Origin of the sequence: Microbispora rosea, from assembly GCF_900156315.1 — a bacterium.
In the GTDB taxonomy this organism is placed as follows: domain Bacteria; phylum Actinomycetota; class Actinomycetes; order Streptosporangiales; family Streptosporangiaceae; genus Microbispora; species Microbispora rosea.
On the sequence record NZ_FTNI01000017.1, the window covers coordinates 87,050 to 101,406 of the forward strand.

A 14,357-nucleotide genomic window follows, 5' to 3' on the forward strand; every position below is an offset into this window, starting at 1 on the left:
ACGCGAAAACGCCGCACCCCCCGCGAGGGGAGATGCGGCGTGCGCGTCGGTGCGACCTACTTGGCGGCCTGCAGAGCGGCGGCGCGCTTGGCGATCGCCGACTTCCGGTTGGCAGCCTGGTTCTTGTGAATGACGCCCTTGCTGACGGCCTTGTCGAGCTGCCGGGACGCGGCCTGGAGCGCGACGAGGGCGTCGTCGACGTTGCCCTGGTCGGCGGCCTCGCGGAACTTGCGGACCGCGGTCTTCAGGGACGACTTGACGGCCTTGTTGCGCAGCCGGCGCTTCTCGTTCTGCCGGTTGCGCTTGATCTGGGACTTGATGTTCGCCACGAAGAAAGCCTCAGTGTTAAGTCTTGGTCGGATGGGGCGCGCGGGCTCGTGAGAGGGCGCGCCACACGCAGTTGGACAGGATACCAACAGCCCGGGTCGCCGCTCAAATCACGACGACAGGACCGCCCACGCCCATGCTATCGCGGCGGGGCCACCGCGGTCCGCACATCGGGCCGCCCGCCCGACGACTCCACGCTCCCTCCGGCGCCGCCGCGCACCCAGGCCCGCTCGTACTCCCTCCAGTCCTCCTCCGTGGCTGCGAAGTCGACGTACAGGGCCAGGCCGAACTCGGTGCGGGGGCCGTGCTCGCTGAGCGCGAGCCGTGCGCCCTCGGCCGCGTTCTCGACGCTCTCGGCCCAGTCGAGGTAGGCGACGCCGTGGTCGTGGTACGCCGGAGCCCCGATGAGGAGGGTCTTGTCCTCCGGCACCAGTCCCAAGGCGAGCGAGGCCTGCCGCGCGACATAGCCGCCGTACAGGGACGGCAGGGGCGTTCCGGAGTCGTACGTCATGATCGCGACCTGGTCGGTCAGGCCGACGACCCGGCGGAAGTAGTCCGGCGTCCAGTACTTGTCGTGGCCGATCGCCAGGGCGGCGGGGGCGCGCATGCCGGTCAGCGGCTCGATCTGCTGGGTGGCGACCGACAACGGCCGGTCGCCGATGGCCTGCCGGGTCTCGCGCAGGACCTTGAGGAACGACTCGTCCCCGTCGGGAACCGGTTCGAAGTCGTAGTGGATCCCGTCGAACCCGAGGGAGACCAGGTCGCGGGCGCCCGCCACGACGCGGGCCCGGGTCGCCGTGTCGGCCAGGCTCAGGTGGAGCTTGCCGTTGTCGTTGACCGTCTGGCCGAGCCAGGCCGACACCCGGACGCCGGGCACGTTCTTCCGCCACCATTTCAGGAAATTTCCGGCGTTGGCGTAGCGGTCGGGCGGCAGGGTCCCGTCGTACTTGAACGGCCCGCTGTGGACGTACACGTCCCTGATCCCGCTCGCGCGCAGCCGTACGGCGAGGGCGCGCACGTCGGCCTCGGTGCGGCGGCCGTCCACCCACGCGTGGCCCATCCACAGGGCGTCGTGGCCGGTGGTCCTGGCCCATCCGGCCGGCGTGCCGGCGAACTGCAGGCGCAGCGCGGCGGCGCCGGCCAGGCCGAGCGCGAGCGGCACGGCCACGACGACGGCCGCTATTCGCAGAACGCGTCTGGTGGTCAAGGCAAGCATCCGGACATGCCACCATGGAGGGTGGCTGGTCCGCCAGCCTCGGGAGGGCCCGCCGAGCGCGAGGCGAGGCGGACGGCCCGCCCGATCAGCAGTCAGTCATCTTGTCGAAACGGACCTCGGTGCGCACTCAGCCTGGCCAGACCGACCCCGCGTTGATCCGCAACTTCTGCATCATCGCGCATATCGACCATGGCAAGTCGACACTCGCCGACCGGATGCTGCAGCTCACCGGTGTGGTGGACGACAGGTCGATGCGCGCGCAGTACCTCGACCGCATGGACATCGAGCGGGAGCGGGGCATCACCATCAAGTCGCAGGCCGTGCGGCTCCCGTGGAACGGCCACGTCCTCAACATGATCGACACACCGGGCCACGTGGACTTCACCTATGAGGTGTCCCGGTCGCTGGAGGCGTGCGAGGGCGCGATCCTGCTGGTCGACGCGGCGCAGGGCATCGAGGCCCAGACGCTGGCCAACCTCTACCTGGCCATGAACGCCGACCTCCACATCATCCCGGTGCTCAACAAGATCGACCTGCCCGCCGCGCAGCCGGACAAGTACGCCGAGGAGATCGCGGGCCTCATCGGCTGCGACCCCGCCGACGTGATGCGCGTGTCCGGCAAGACCGGCGCGGGGGTCAAGGAGCTGCTCGACCACGTCGTGGAGCACGTCCCGGCGCCCGTGGGGAACGCCGACGTCCCCGCCCGGGCGCTGATCTTCGACTCGGTATACGACACCTATCGGGGCGTCGTGACGTACGTCAGGGTGGTCGACGGCCACCTCTCCAAGCGCGAGCGCGTGCTGATGATGTCCACCGGCGCGCAGCACGAGCTGCTGGAGATCGGCGTCATCTCGCCCGAGCCCATGCCGTCCGAGCGGGGGCTCGGCGTCGGCGAGGTGGGCTACCTGATCACCGGGGTGAAGGACGTGCGCCAGTCCCGCGTCGGTGACACGGTCACCAACGCGGCCAAGCCCGCCGGCGAGGCCCTGGGCGGCTACGAGCACCCCAAGCCCATGGTCTACTCCGGGCTCTATCCGATCGACGGCGACGACTACCCCGAGCTGCGCGAGGCCCTCGACAAGCTGCGGCTGAACGACGCTGCGCTCGTGTACGAGCCGGAGACGTCGGCGGCGCTCGGCTTCGGCTTCCGCTGCGGCTTCCTCGGCCTGCTGCACATGGAGATCGTCCGGGAGCGGCTGGAACGCGAGTTCAACCTGTCGCTGATCTCGACCTCGCCCAACGTGATCTACCGAGTGATCATGGAGGACGGCAGGGAGCACGTCGTCACCAACCCGTCGGAGTTCCCGGCCGGGAAGATCGGCCAGATCTTCGAGCCGGTGGTGAAGGCCACGGTGCTCGCGCCGTCCGAGTTCATCGGCGCGATCATGGAGCTGTGCCAGGGCCGCCGCGGGCAGCTCCAGGGCATGGACTACCTGTCGGAGGACCGGGTCGAGATCCGCTACACGCTCCCGCTCGGCGAGATCATCTTCGACTTCTTCGACCAGCTGAAGTCGAAGACCCGCGGCTACGCCTCGCTCGACTACGAGCCGTCCGGGGAGCAGGAGGCCGACCTGGTCAAGGTGGACATCCTGCTGCAGGGCGAGACCGTGGACGCGTTCAGCGCGATCGTCCACCGCGAGAAGGCGTACGCCTACGGCGTCGAGATGGCCAAGAAGCTCAAGGAGCTCATCCCGCGGCAGCAGTTCGAGGTGCCCATCCAGGCCGCGATCGGCGCCCGCGTCATCGCCCGCGAGAACATCCGCGCCATCCGCAAGGACGTCCTCGCCAAGTGCTACGGCGGCGACATCAGCCGTAAGCGCAAGCTGCTGGAGAAGCAGAAGGAGGGCAAGAAGCGGATGAAGATGGTCGGCCGGGTGGAGGTCCCCCAGGAGGCCTTCGTCGCCGCCCTCTCGTCCGAGGCCCCGGACAAGAACAAGAAGTAGGCGTCCCTGGTTTGACCAGAACTTAATCGCATCGCGGAGAAATATGACCATCGGTTAACGTTTGGTCATGCGCATCCTCTCTGTGAACGTGGGCCGGGCCGTGGACGCCGACTGGGCCGGCAACCTGCGGCGCACCGCCATCGACAAGCGGAAGATCGAGGGCCGGGTCGCCGTGCGCGAGAACGGCCTGGCGGGCGACGAGCGCGCCGATGTCGCCAACCACGGCCACCCGGACCAGGCGGTGTACGCGTACGCGCGGGAGGACTACGACTGGTGGGAGCCGCTCATGGGCCGCGACCTGCGTGACGGCGAGTTCGGGGAGAATCTCACGACGTCCGGGGCCGACGTGACCGGCGCGGTCCTCGGGGAGCGGTGGCGGATCGGCACGGCCGTCCTGGAGGTCACCGCCCCCCGCGTCCCCTGCGTGGTGTTCCGCAACTGGCTGGACGAGCGCGGCTGGGTGAAGCGCTTCACCGACGCGAACCGCACCGGGGCGTACTTCCGGGTGGTCGAGCAGGGCGATCTCGGCGCCGGTGACGAGATCGAGGTGCTCCACCGGCCCTCGGGCGGTGTGACGATCGCCGAGTCGTTCCGGGCCTACCACGGCGACCGGGATCTGCTGCTGCAGATCCTCGATCTTCCCGGCCACAGTGACAAGTGGGACCGGGTCGCCGAGCGCGTGCTCGGAGACCGTAGCGGCGTCGTCGCATCCTGATCACGAAATGCCCGCCGGTTCCGGCCTCTCGATGACGCTCTCGGTTCGAGGGCGCCGTTCGCGGTGACCTCGGTCACGCGGGCAGGAGGCTGATGTCGCCGGAACCGGCGCGGGCGACGACCCTGTGCGGCGAGTTCTGATCGGTCGCCACCGAGACCGTCGTCTCGCCGGACTTCGCCTCGGCGTCCACGTTGTACGGCCCACCGGGAAGCGTGATCTTCGCGGTTCCCGAGCCGGTCACCAGGTCGATGGTGTCGGGAGCGGTGGCGAACTTCAGCGTGGTGTCACCCGAGCCCGCCTCGACTGTGAGACCCGCGCCCGTCAGCCCGGCGCCCTCCAGGTCTCCGGAGCCCACCTTCGCCTTGATCGGATTGCCCAGGGCTCTGAGGTGGATGTCGCCGGATCCGGTCTCCACTTCTGTCCGCATGCCCTTGGGCACGCGGATGTCGTAGTCCACCGAGCAGTTGTCCATGGCGTGCGGGCAGTCGTACGTGATCACAAGTGCATCGCCGTCCATCTTGTGCTCGGTGGTGGGCTTGCCCGAGGACCAGTGGAGGGTTTCGCTCACCGTGACGACACCGCCGGCCGCTTCGCTGATCACGATGTCACCCGCACCGCCCAACACGACCAGCCTGGCCGCCTTCTCCTTCGCCTCGTAATCGAGGGTCGCCTGGTTGGCTGCCTGAGTGACGTCCTTCAACCCGCATCCGGACAGCAGAGCCGCGGTTGCCAGCAGTCCACCCGCCACCATCGCCATCTTCATGCAGACGATCATGCCGTCCAGCGAGAGGCTGACGCAGTAGGGCATACCCCCGTATGTCCCGTACGGGGCTCCCGACCACGGCAGGGGCCCAGCCGGACCCCCGCCGCACGGCCGATCAGCGGAGGACGGAGTAGAGGGCGGTGGTGAGGGAGGCCTTGGCGTCGTCCTGGTCGATGGACCACAGCATGGAGCCGCCGAGGCCCTTGAGGCGGATGTAGGCGGCCTTCTCCAGCATGACGGCGGGGTCGTCGTAGGACCAGAACTCGTTGCCGTCGTACAGCCACAGGGTGCCGGTGAGCAGGTCGCGGTAGCGCTTGCCGGGCTTGTTGACGAGGTTCTTGTAGTCGTCGCTGCCGGGGGCCCAGGTGCCGGGGGCGGGGCCGGTGGCGGTGGCGTACCGGCCGTCGCCGCCGGAGGTGACCCCGGTCCAGCCCTGGCCGTACGCGGGGACGCCGATGACGATCTTGCTCTTGGGTGCGCCGCGTCCGACGTAGTCGCGTACGGTCTGGTCGACGCTGAACTTCACGTCGTTGGGGTCGCGCCGGTCGGTGAGCAGGTTGGCCTGGTGGCCGGTGCGGTTCTCCCAGGGGCCGTGCAGGTCGTAGCCCTGGACAGTGGCGAAGTCGAGCTGGTCGAAGACCTTCCGCACCTCGAAGCCGGCGTCGATCTTGGCTGCGGCGGCGGGGAGGAAGGCGGTCAGTTGGTCGCGCCGGTCGTGGGCCTTCATCTGGCGGCGCAGTTCGGCCAGGAACAGGGTGAAGTTCTGCTTGTCCTCGGGGCGGATGACGTTGCCGTCGTTTCCAGCGGAGCCCGGCCATTCCCAGTCGAGGTCGATTCCGTCGAACACGCCGGCGGCGGCGCCGGGAGGCAGGCCGGGCAGGTTGCCCTTGAGCCACAGGTCGACGCAGGAGGCGGCGAGCTTGGCGCGGGACTCGGGGGTGAGGACGGCGTCGGAGAAGTATCGGGAGCCGGTCCAGCCGCCGAGGGAGATCAGGACCTTGAGGCCGGGGTGGCGGGCCTTGAGCTTCTTGAGCTGGCCGAGGTTGCCCTTGAGCTGCTGGTCGTCGGTGTCGGCGACGCCGTCGACGCTCTGCTCGGCGGGAACGGGGCGCTGCCAGTCGGCCCAGGGGTCGGCGGAGTAGCAGGTGCCCTCGGGGCCGACGAACCCGAAGGCGTAGTTGATGTGGGTCAGCTTCCCGGCGGCGCCGCTGGCCTCTACGTCCTTCACGTGGAAGTTCCGTCCCTAGTACCGCCCTTAGCGCAACATGTCATTGCTGGAATGTCGGCCCGGGGCTTGGCGGCCACAATCCAGCGCGATTTCCCGTCTGACGTGCTCCGATGCCGTCATGCCGCCGTAGTTCGCGCCGTCAGGCCCTTACCGCCAAGCCCGGAGAAGCCGGCAAACGATCACGTAACGGCGAGGATCTTCTCTACAAGGTCAAGGGGCTCGCTTCGCTCGCCCGCGGCCGCTCGGCGGCCTGGCGGGCTTGCGCATGCGGCCCTGGGGGGCCGTACGCGCTCGCCGCCGCCCGCGGCCAACGGTTGCTACAACGGCGCTGCCAGCGTGGCGGACTCTCTGGCTTAGCCATCTAGCTATCTCTTTCGTCGTCCAACGTCTGCGCCATCGCACTGCGCTAGTCGAAATCCCTAGCGTTAGCGATTTTCGTAAGCACACATACATTCGCTCGCTGGATGTCGTACGCTAAGTACCTGTACGTTGCAGGTACGAGAAGGCGGTCGGCCCGGCGTGCACACCATGACCGACCGCCACTGAGTGCGGTGCTGGACTGGCAGATGCCCTAGCTACATGTCGAGGTGGTGCAACACTTCGACGATCCGCAGAATTGCCATGATCACAGTAGCGAGAGCAGATGCCAGCAGCACCCACCACTCAAGGTCCCTCCTAGGCTTTCGCCTGTGTTCAGCCAACGGCTTCACCCCCTCCCTGTGGAAATCTGCTGTCCGGACAGCGCTTAGCAGAAGGAGGGCGTGCAGCGAGGCCTTACGAAGGACCAGTCCTAGACTAAGCCGTCAGGTTACCCCTGGTGCGGAAATCGTCTAAATGACGGCCTTCCCTTGTTACTTACGTCCGAATTGCGTATATATGACTGCTCCCGCCGTATCTCCCCGCCCCCGCTGCTCGATTGTTCGTGGCCCTTGGTCGGTGTCAACGCCGTCTGTGCGGGTTGGATGTGGGGTTGCGGTGTACGTCGTTGGTGGACGGACACGCCAGGACGGCATTGACACCTCGGTCGGGCCACTGACGTCGGCAGCTATCGGGGGCGGGGGAGGAGTGGCACGGGGCGCAAACACAGGTGCGGCCCCGCCCGAATGAGCGGGGCCGCGTGAGCGCTGGACCGTCTATCGCATCTCACCGAGCAGCAGGGCATGCCACACCCTGCGCGCCGTCTCAAATCGGTGAGTCTGCTCGACCTCCGGGATCGGCTCGGCCTGCTTAGTCTTGTGGATGAACGCCTGCCCGCCGACGGGGAGTAGCTCGTAGACGACAGCCCGGCAGGCGTAGGCCCAAGACGAGACCGTGGCGGCTCACAGCGCGTCGGGCGGCCAACTGGCCGGGCGTGCGCTCCCCGGCCGGTCCCGGCCCGCGCTGCACCGCGGCATCGTGAGACCCTGGCAGCCTAAAAGTCACGCATTACCGGCATCGACGGCTGCTCCGATTCCCTGCCGTCTACAGTGACAGATTTCAGGATCAGGTTGAATAGGAACACCAGACGTACGAACTTTAGGGCGGCTATCGCCAACGCTATCTCGAATATCCACTGTGATCCTCGGGTGACTGTTTTCTCTCCGTCTATGGACATCGCCACTATGCAGAGGAACGCAGAGACCAGAAGCCAGCTTGTTATACTTATCCAGTTGATTCTTATTGTGCGCCCGTACATCTCCCGAAGGACATGCACAATGGGTCCCGATGAACTCCCGTATTGGGCTATCGCTGTGCCGGCGAAGCCAGCTATGAGAGACATGACGCCCGCGCCAGCCGCATAAACGGCTACACGGTTGCTTGCTGGGCTCCACGAGAGGACATCTCCATGCCCCCACTTCACGACTTCGATGAAGTGAAGTGCGACGATGGCGATGGCTAGAAGATCAGTGGAGGGGTGGTCGCTCCAGAAGTTGCCTAGACGTGTAGTGAGTAACACCATCTTGCTGCGGCGCTGGACGTCCTTGCCCATGAGCTCCCACCTCCGTCAGTCACCTCCAGTTTAGGGATCGCCTACGACAATTTCCGTTATCGCAGCTCATCGCCTAGAGCGTCGATGGCGCGGAGGATGGCGGTCACTGCGGACTGGATCCTGATCGGGTTCCCCTCGTCATCGGTGACGCTGACGTCCATTTTCTTGGCTAGGCGATTTTCTAGTAGATTGACTGGCTCGTATTCAGGCTTGCCCTTATCGTTGAAGTTAATCAACTCGGCAACAGCGAACTTGAAGTCCGTTGAAAGGAGGCCGCGCGCGGTTTCTAGGATCTGGATGCGTTCCTCATCGTGGTCTCTTTTTACTCTCCCGGATACGCGGACGATTAGCTCCACCTCGACGTCCCCGTGTTCCTCCGTTATTCCTCTCGCTGCGGAGAATAGTCCGTTGCTCTGGCGAGTAGCACGGATTTGGTCTCGCGTCAGCTTGACTCGTACCAGTTTCGCCTGAGCTGCACCATTGAGCTTTGCGAGAATGTCTTTGCTTACAACGGGCCCAACGGTAATGAACTTATCGAAGATCTTGTGTGCATTCAGCCATGCGGCTATGGATGCGGGACGAGGAGAAGCTTGCGATCCTAGGACGAATCCGAAGATGTTGGTGTCGGGGACGAAGGAGGCGACTGAGATCTCTACCCAGGGCTTCTGAACGTCAGTCTCATTGTCGATGATTTCATCGGCGTTTACGTCAAGGGAAGGAACACCTTCCACTCGGGACCGCGCCAAAACGAAGTGGTCTCGGTCCAGATAGGTATACGTTTTTCCCCAATGCGCTACATCCCACAGTTCGTGCTCACGTTGCGTCACAGGCTGCTGTGCCAGACGTGCGAGCACCTTCTCCCACGGGAGGGGCTGCGGAAACGATCTACCGTTCTCGTCCATGATCTCGTAGAAGGATACGGTCTTCTTCTTGATCTTGGTCGCCATCGGAGTGGTCTCGCTTCCTCGCGGTGTAGGAAATTTGCATGAATTTTACAGCAACACGAGGTAAGTGCAGCCCTGGTTATCGGCATAGCGCCTGAGGGGATAGTTGCGTCTTCTTGGCTTATGGCATGAATGATTCCCATTCGTCCTGGAACGTGCCAATGAACGTAGATTGTGCCTGCCCCCGCTGCTCGATTGTTCGTGGCCCTTGGTCGGCGTCAACGCCGTCTGTGCGGGTTGGGTGCTGGGTGGCGGTGTACGTCGTTGGTGGACGGACACGCGAAGACGGCATTGACACCTCGGTCGGGCCACTGATGTCGGCAGCTATCGGGGGCGGGGGAGGAGTGGCGCGGGTCGTAGACACAGATGCGGCCCCGCCCGAGTGAGCGGGGCCGCATGAGCGCTGGACCGTCTATCGCATCTCGCCGAGCAGCAGGGCATGCCATACCCTGCGTGCCTCCTCTATGGGCCAGCGGTGTGTCTCTTTGACCTTTGGTGTCGGCTCGGTCTGGGTGGTCTTGCGGATGAACGCCTGCCCGCCGGCCTGGAGCAGTTCGTAGACGACGGCCCGGCAGTCGCAGGTCCAGGCGAGCGCTCGCACGCGCTCGACCCCTTCGAACGGCTTGTGCCATACGAGTTTCACGTGATCTTTTTGGCGCATCTCCCAGTGCGGACTCAGGCACTCGTCCGGGTCCACGACGGTGGCTGCCATCAGAATCGCCGCCTCACCGTGCCCCGCCGTTGGCCCAGCCGACGATCCACCGGACGGTGGACTGCGGTTGGTCGACCGAGGGCAGCGGAACCACGGTCCCGGACGTCGGCAGCTTGATCAGGAAGCGGCGCGGCTTGTTCTCCTGATCGATGGTGACCGTCGCGACCTGTCCGCCGAAGTCGTAGACGTCCAGCTCACAGCCCGTTTTCTCCTGCACCGGGAAGCCGGTCATCCGCAGGGTGATGTGGCTGATGAACCGCGTGCGGACCCCTTGGGATCGGAGCAGGTCGCCGAGGGTGGCCAGGATGCCCGCCTGTTGGTTGGCGGTTCGGTTGCCGTTTGTGATCTGGCGCATGTCTCTCCCGTCTGTCTCGCTGACGGGTTGAGCGTACGCCAACCTTCCTACTCCTACCTAGCCCTTGTTATAGGTACCTCTAGGTACCTGTGGTAACGACATGGAACGCTTTCGTTCCTACTCTTGAGCCCGTGATCGAGTTCCGGCCTGACCAGCTCAAATGGGAAGCCGTCCTCGAAGAGATACGACGGCGTATCCGGACGGGCGAATACCAGGTGGGACACCCCATCCCTGGTGAACCCCGCATGGCCGAGGAGTTCGGCATCGCCAAGGGCACCGCACGCCGCGTCATCAACGAACTGCTCAAAGCCGGAGACGTCTACACCGTGCTCGGCAAGGGAACCTTCGTCGCCGACCCCGAGACCGGCGGCCCACCCCGGAGAGACACCGAAGACGAGTGAAGGCCCCCGAACGAATCGGGGGCCTTCAGCCTTCTATCGGTTGTCAGCGAGACGATGGAAGGCGCACCCAGCGTAGAGCCCATGGGCCAAGGGCAGTAGCGTTCCGCCGTGGCGCCGCCGGCCCAACCGCTTCGCGGCCCTTCGGGTGCCTACGGCATTGCGCCGGCCGCACCACTCCCGCCCACACATCCGGCAAGGTCAGGCCGACTCTCCCCGCTCACGGGCGATCCGGCGCGCGGTGGCGATGCGCTGCCGGATCAACTCGGCCCACAGATGTTCACCGTTCCGGTACCCGCTCCCGGCGAAGCGCCACTGGCCGACCGTCAGCATCTCCCGCTCATCACGCGGAGGCAGGCCACGCCGTTCCCGCGCCCGCTCGGCCTGGTGATCGGCCCGCACCCGTCGCAGCGCGCCGAGGGTGGTCGAGTAGTGGCGGCTTTTGGTCGAGAAGTGGCCCCTGTACCCGAGCATGTGCGCCCACTGCCGCAATGGGATCAGCCGGTAGGTCGGATCGTTCGCCAGGGCGAAGCAGGTGTAGATCATGCGCCGCGCGTGCTCGGTGACGTCGAGTCGCGCGACGTCGGCCGCGTTGCGGATCGGCCGGTCCACGGTCCCGGCGGACTCAGCTCCCTTCGTCGCGTACTTCGCGATGTACGCCGCCACCCGCTGATCGGCGATGCCCTCCAACCCCGTCGCGACATAGATGGGGTCCACGTCGAGTTGCGTTCCCCATCGGCCGACGAACGACGGGTCTTCGTCCGGCACCGGAACCGAGACCGCAGCCGCGGTTTCCCGAATCGCCTCCTGGAGCACGGGCACGGTCACCCAGTCCGGCGGACGATCGGACGGCCCGTCCGGTCCGTCGAGGCGGATTACGGCGTGGAAGTGGACCAGGCCCCGCGCCTGATACTCGGCGACCTTGGCGTACGACAGCCGCAGCCGCCGCCGAAGTTCGGCCCGTGAGACGCCGAGGTGCCGGGCGAAGGTCGCCGGTAGCGCCTGCGTGAAGCGCCGCCACAGCTCACCCGCGTGCGCGTTCCACAGGACCGCGCCCCGGTAGTCGTAGCAGTCCACACAGATCGGCTGCCCGACCTGGGAGTCATCCTCGCTGTGCCGGACCCCGCAGCCTTGCGGCCTGCCGTGCTCGCACACCGGGTTGTCCCGCCGAGGACGGCACGGCAGCACCTTGTCTCCCTTCATCCGACGAGCGTGGACCGCGCCGAACGACGGGGCCGTGAACGTGGCGAACACGCGCGGATGGGCGCTGACGTCCTCGGGGACGCCCTTGCCGCCGCGCAGGCCGGACAGAATCAGGTGATAGGTGTCGTCCCGGTAGACCTCGGAGCAGGCCGGGCACCGGGACGCGCGCCGATTGCCGCACGCGGTCAGCAGATACCCGGTCGGTTCGTCGGCCGTCCGGTAGACGTCCAGCACTTCCAACCCGGCATCGAAGGTGATCCGGCGTCCCTGGATCCGGATCGGCTGGGCACAGCCGCCCGTCGCGCGCACCATCTCCTGCCACCGGGCGAAGTCCGGCATGGCGGCGCGTTGGGCGGCGGCCAGAACATCGGGGGAGAGGGGAGGGAGTTCGCTCACGCGGCATCCCTCTCGCTGTCGGAGGCGGTGTCGTGCGCGTCGCCGACGTACTCGGCACCGTGGATGGCGGCGAGCCGCCGCCACTTGTTTACGCCCCACCGGGGCGAGCGTTCGAGCTGCCGCTTGCACCACTCCTCAGCCAGCGCAGCCATTGGACCCAGTTCCTCGGGTACCAGCGGAGACCTCCTTTCCTCGTAGGAAGCCCCCTCGCGCGAACCCGGGAAAGACAAAGCACCAGCGCAGAGCAGACCGAAAGCAGGTCTGTAGTGCGGTGGTGCTTTCAGCGAGGCGATATGTGGAGTGTTTATGCGACGGTGAACCGGTGAGCACGTCCAGGGGGCCTACCGCTGGGCCGGGTCCCTCCAGCGGAACGGCTTATCTGTTTTGTCGTTTGCCCGGTGGTTCCCCTGTGCTCGAATCTGTCGCGGCCGGTAGCTCGCTGTTGTGAATGTCTTTCCGCCCTGTCGCGGACGGAGCCCTTGCCCTTTCAGATGTACCACCCGGAGAACGTATCTATCCAGGTCAGCGTTCCGCGCATGGCCCTTCTCGGGACTGTCCACCGTTGTTTGCTGGCGTTCACTGGCGTCCATTGGCGTTTGCTGACGTATGTCTGCGTAGGGAGGAGGGGAAGGCAGATGTCACGCCGAGGTAAGGGCGTCAGTCCTCGCGCCAGACGGGTTCGAGCGCGTTCGGGTCGAAGTTGCCCCACGACCCCATGCCCTTGCCGACGGGATGGACGATCACCGCGTGGAACGCCTCCATGACCATCGCGCGCTTCGTGCCCATGGAGAGGCCGCCCTGGTCCTCGGGCAGATACCAGCGCCGCCTAATGTCGGCCCCGTCAACGATGCGCCGAGCCCGCTTGCGCTCCTTGGCCGCCGTGAACGCCTGGCCCTCCCGCCGCAACTCGTTGATCCGCTGCTCAAGCGACGGGACGAGCATGAAGAACAGCTCGTTGCTGATCGTGCGCGCGTTCCACTGCCGGGTGAGTTCGGCGAGCTGTTCCTTCTTGTCGTTCAGCTCTTGCTCACCGGCCCACGGGACGTCCTCCGTGTCCGCGTCGGGGGACTCGTCGAGCTTCGCCAGGACCAGCTCGGATATGAACACGTCCACCCGGTCACCGCGCCGTCCGACGCCCCCGCATCCGCCATCACTCGGTGCGGGACAGACGTAGAGGTGAACCCCTCCGCGCGCCGGCCGAACCCGCAGGGGCGCGTTGCAGATGCCGGTCCCATCGCCCTTGGGCTTGCCGCACCGGAGGATGCCCGACAGGAGGTAGCGGTGCTCCCGCTGATCGAAGCGCATCCCCAGGGCCGCGTACTGATCGGCCTTCTCTCGGGAGGTCCGCTCGAAGGCGGCCCGCACGGCAAGCAGTTCGTCGGGCGTGATCAGGGCTTCCCACTTGCCCATCACCGGGTTGCCGTCAGCGTCGCGGACCAGCTCACCGTTGATCTCCCGCCACCCGCAGAGCCGGGGACTGGACAGGGTGGCCCGCAGGGACCGGCGTGACCATTCGTTCCCCCGTGTCGTCCGCACCCCGAGCTGCTGCCACTTCATCACGATCGCGCGCAGGGAGCCCCCGGCGATGATTGCGTCTACCGCCTCGCGCAGCAGCGGCCCCTCTTCGGGATGAATGGTGACGCGATCGGCCAGCCAGCCGAACGGACGAGGGCCGCCCACCGGTACGCCCTGCTCGGCCCGTGCCCGGTGAGAGCGGCGCATGCGCCGCTGCATCTTCCGTACTTCCATCTTCGAGATCACGGCCCCGAACAGGCCCATGCTCTCGGTGTCCTCGCTGTAGAGGTCCTTCGGCCCGCGTGCGTCGGCGAAGACCCGTCCGTCGCGGTAGGTGAAGGCTTCCACGAAGCGTTCGTAGTCGCCGGGACGGCGTGCCAGCCGGTCCTCAGCGACGATCACGACACCTTCTATAGGTGTCCCGTCCGCGAGGCGTCCGGCGCGCAGCGCCTTGACCATCGCCTCGAAGGCGTCGCGGACGACGTTGGCCTTGGCGGCGGACTTGTCGTTGTCGGTGAACTCGTGGACGATCGTCCAGCCGAGCCGCCCGGCCGTCTGTCGGTTGACCTTGTGCTGATCCTGTACGCCGTGCTCATCTCCCCGGCCGTCGGACGAGATGCGCGCGTACGAGACGACAGGGACAACCTCTGCCATGGGGGCCTCCTCGAAGTTT

14 protein-coding genes are annotated in these 14,357 nt (G+C 66.3%); 3 read left to right on the plus strand and 11 right to left on the minus strand.

Annotated elements, in window-relative coordinates; translation table 11 throughout:
* Positions 1–56: 56 nt before the first annotated feature.
* Both rpsT and BXA11_RS23210 read right to left on the minus strand, forming a co-directional pair.
* Positions 57–329, minus strand: a complete 273-nt coding sequence (rpsT, locus tag BXA11_RS23205) for a 30S ribosomal protein S20 (RefSeq protein WP_030506313.1) — start codon at positions 327–329, stop codon at positions 57–59.
* A gap of 137 nt (positions 330–466) precedes the next feature.
* The gene (locus BXA11_RS23210; RefSeq protein WP_239104951.1) at positions 467–1,543 is read right to left on the minus strand and encodes a glycoside hydrolase family 18 protein; all 1,077 of its coding nucleotides are present in this window, start codon (positions 1,541–1,543) and stop codon (positions 467–469) included.
* A 119-nt stretch (positions 1,544–1,662) separates the two neighbouring features.
* On the opposite strand from BXA11_RS23210, the gene lepA reads away from it, so the two are divergent.
* Together lepA and BXA11_RS23220 are read left to right on the plus strand one after the other, a co-directional pair.
* Positions 1,663–3,486, plus strand: coding sequence for a translation elongation factor 4 (gene lepA / locus BXA11_RS23215; RefSeq protein WP_030506311.1), 1,824 nt, complete (start codon positions 1,663–1,665; stop codon positions 3,484–3,486).
* A 67-nt stretch (positions 3,487–3,553) separates the two neighbouring features.
* Positions 3,554–4,201, plus strand: a complete 648-nt coding sequence (locus BXA11_RS23220) for an MOSC domain-containing protein (RefSeq protein ID WP_076437804.1) — start codon at positions 3,554–3,556, stop codon at positions 4,199–4,201.
* A 73-nt stretch (positions 4,202–4,274) separates the two neighbouring features.
* Here the strand turns inward: BXA11_RS23220 and BXA11_RS23225 are convergent, their stop codons facing one another.
* From BXA11_RS23225 to BXA11_RS23245, 6 genes are all read right to left on the minus strand, one after another.
* Entirely contained in the window at positions 4,275–5,009 is a 735-nt protein-coding gene (locus BXA11_RS23225; RefSeq protein WP_083744515.1) for a DUF4097 family beta strand repeat-containing protein, read from the minus strand.
* 70 nt (positions 5,010–5,079) lie between these two features.
* Positions 5,080–6,192 (minus strand): glycoside hydrolase family 18 protein, encoded by a 1,113-nt coding sequence (locus BXA11_RS23230; protein WP_204053613.1) that lies wholly within the window; start codon positions 6,190–6,192, stop codon positions 5,080–5,082.
* Between the two features lie 1,411 nt (positions 6,193–7,603).
* Entirely contained in the window at positions 7,604–8,161 is a 558-nt protein-coding gene (locus tag BXA11_RS42325) for a hypothetical protein (protein ID WP_143734464.1), read from the minus strand.
* 56 nt (positions 8,162–8,217) lie between these two features.
* Entirely contained in the window at positions 8,218–9,108 is an 891-nt protein-coding gene (locus tag BXA11_RS42330) for a hypothetical protein (RefSeq protein ID WP_143734465.1), read from the minus strand.
* Between the two features lie 409 nt (positions 9,109–9,517).
* Positions 9,518–9,748, minus strand: a complete 231-nt coding sequence (locus BXA11_RS23240) for a hypothetical protein (RefSeq protein ID WP_143734466.1) — start codon at positions 9,746–9,748, stop codon at positions 9,518–9,520.
* 82 nt (positions 9,749–9,830) lie between these two features.
* Positions 9,831–10,172 (minus strand): hypothetical protein, encoded by a 342-nt coding sequence (locus tag BXA11_RS23245; protein ID WP_076437811.1) that lies wholly within the window; start codon positions 10,170–10,172, stop codon positions 9,831–9,833.
* A 131-nt stretch (positions 10,173–10,303) separates the two neighbouring features.
* Here BXA11_RS23245 and BXA11_RS23250 point away from each other — a divergent pair, with 131 nt between their 5' ends.
* Positions 10,304–10,573, plus strand: coding sequence for a GntR family transcriptional regulator (locus tag BXA11_RS23250; RefSeq protein WP_076437814.1), 270 nt, complete (start codon positions 10,304–10,306; stop codon positions 10,571–10,573).
* 198 nt (positions 10,574–10,771) lie between these two features.
* Here BXA11_RS23250 and BXA11_RS23255 read toward each other — a convergent pair whose 3' ends face one another.
* From BXA11_RS23255 to BXA11_RS23260, 3 genes are all read right to left on the minus strand, one after another.
* Positions 10,772–12,169 carry a replication initiator gene (locus BXA11_RS23255; protein ID WP_076437816.1) on the minus strand — a complete coding sequence of 466 codons (1,398 nt, stop codon included), beginning with the start codon at positions 12,167–12,169 and terminating at the stop codon, positions 10,772–10,774.
* Positions 12,166–12,321: a hypothetical protein gene (locus BXA11_RS43270; protein ID WP_159454830.1), complete on the minus strand. Its 156-nt coding sequence runs from the start codon at positions 12,319–12,321 to the stop codon at positions 12,166–12,168. The genes BXA11_RS23255 and BXA11_RS43270 overlap by 4 nt, the downstream gene beginning before the upstream one ends.
* Before the next feature lie 505 nt (positions 12,322–12,826).
* The gene (locus BXA11_RS23260) at positions 12,827–14,338 is read right to left on the minus strand and encodes a recombinase family protein (protein WP_076437819.1); all 1,512 of its coding nucleotides are present in this window, start codon (positions 14,336–14,338) and stop codon (positions 12,827–12,829) included.
* Between the last annotated feature and the right edge of the window lie 19 nt (positions 14,339–14,357).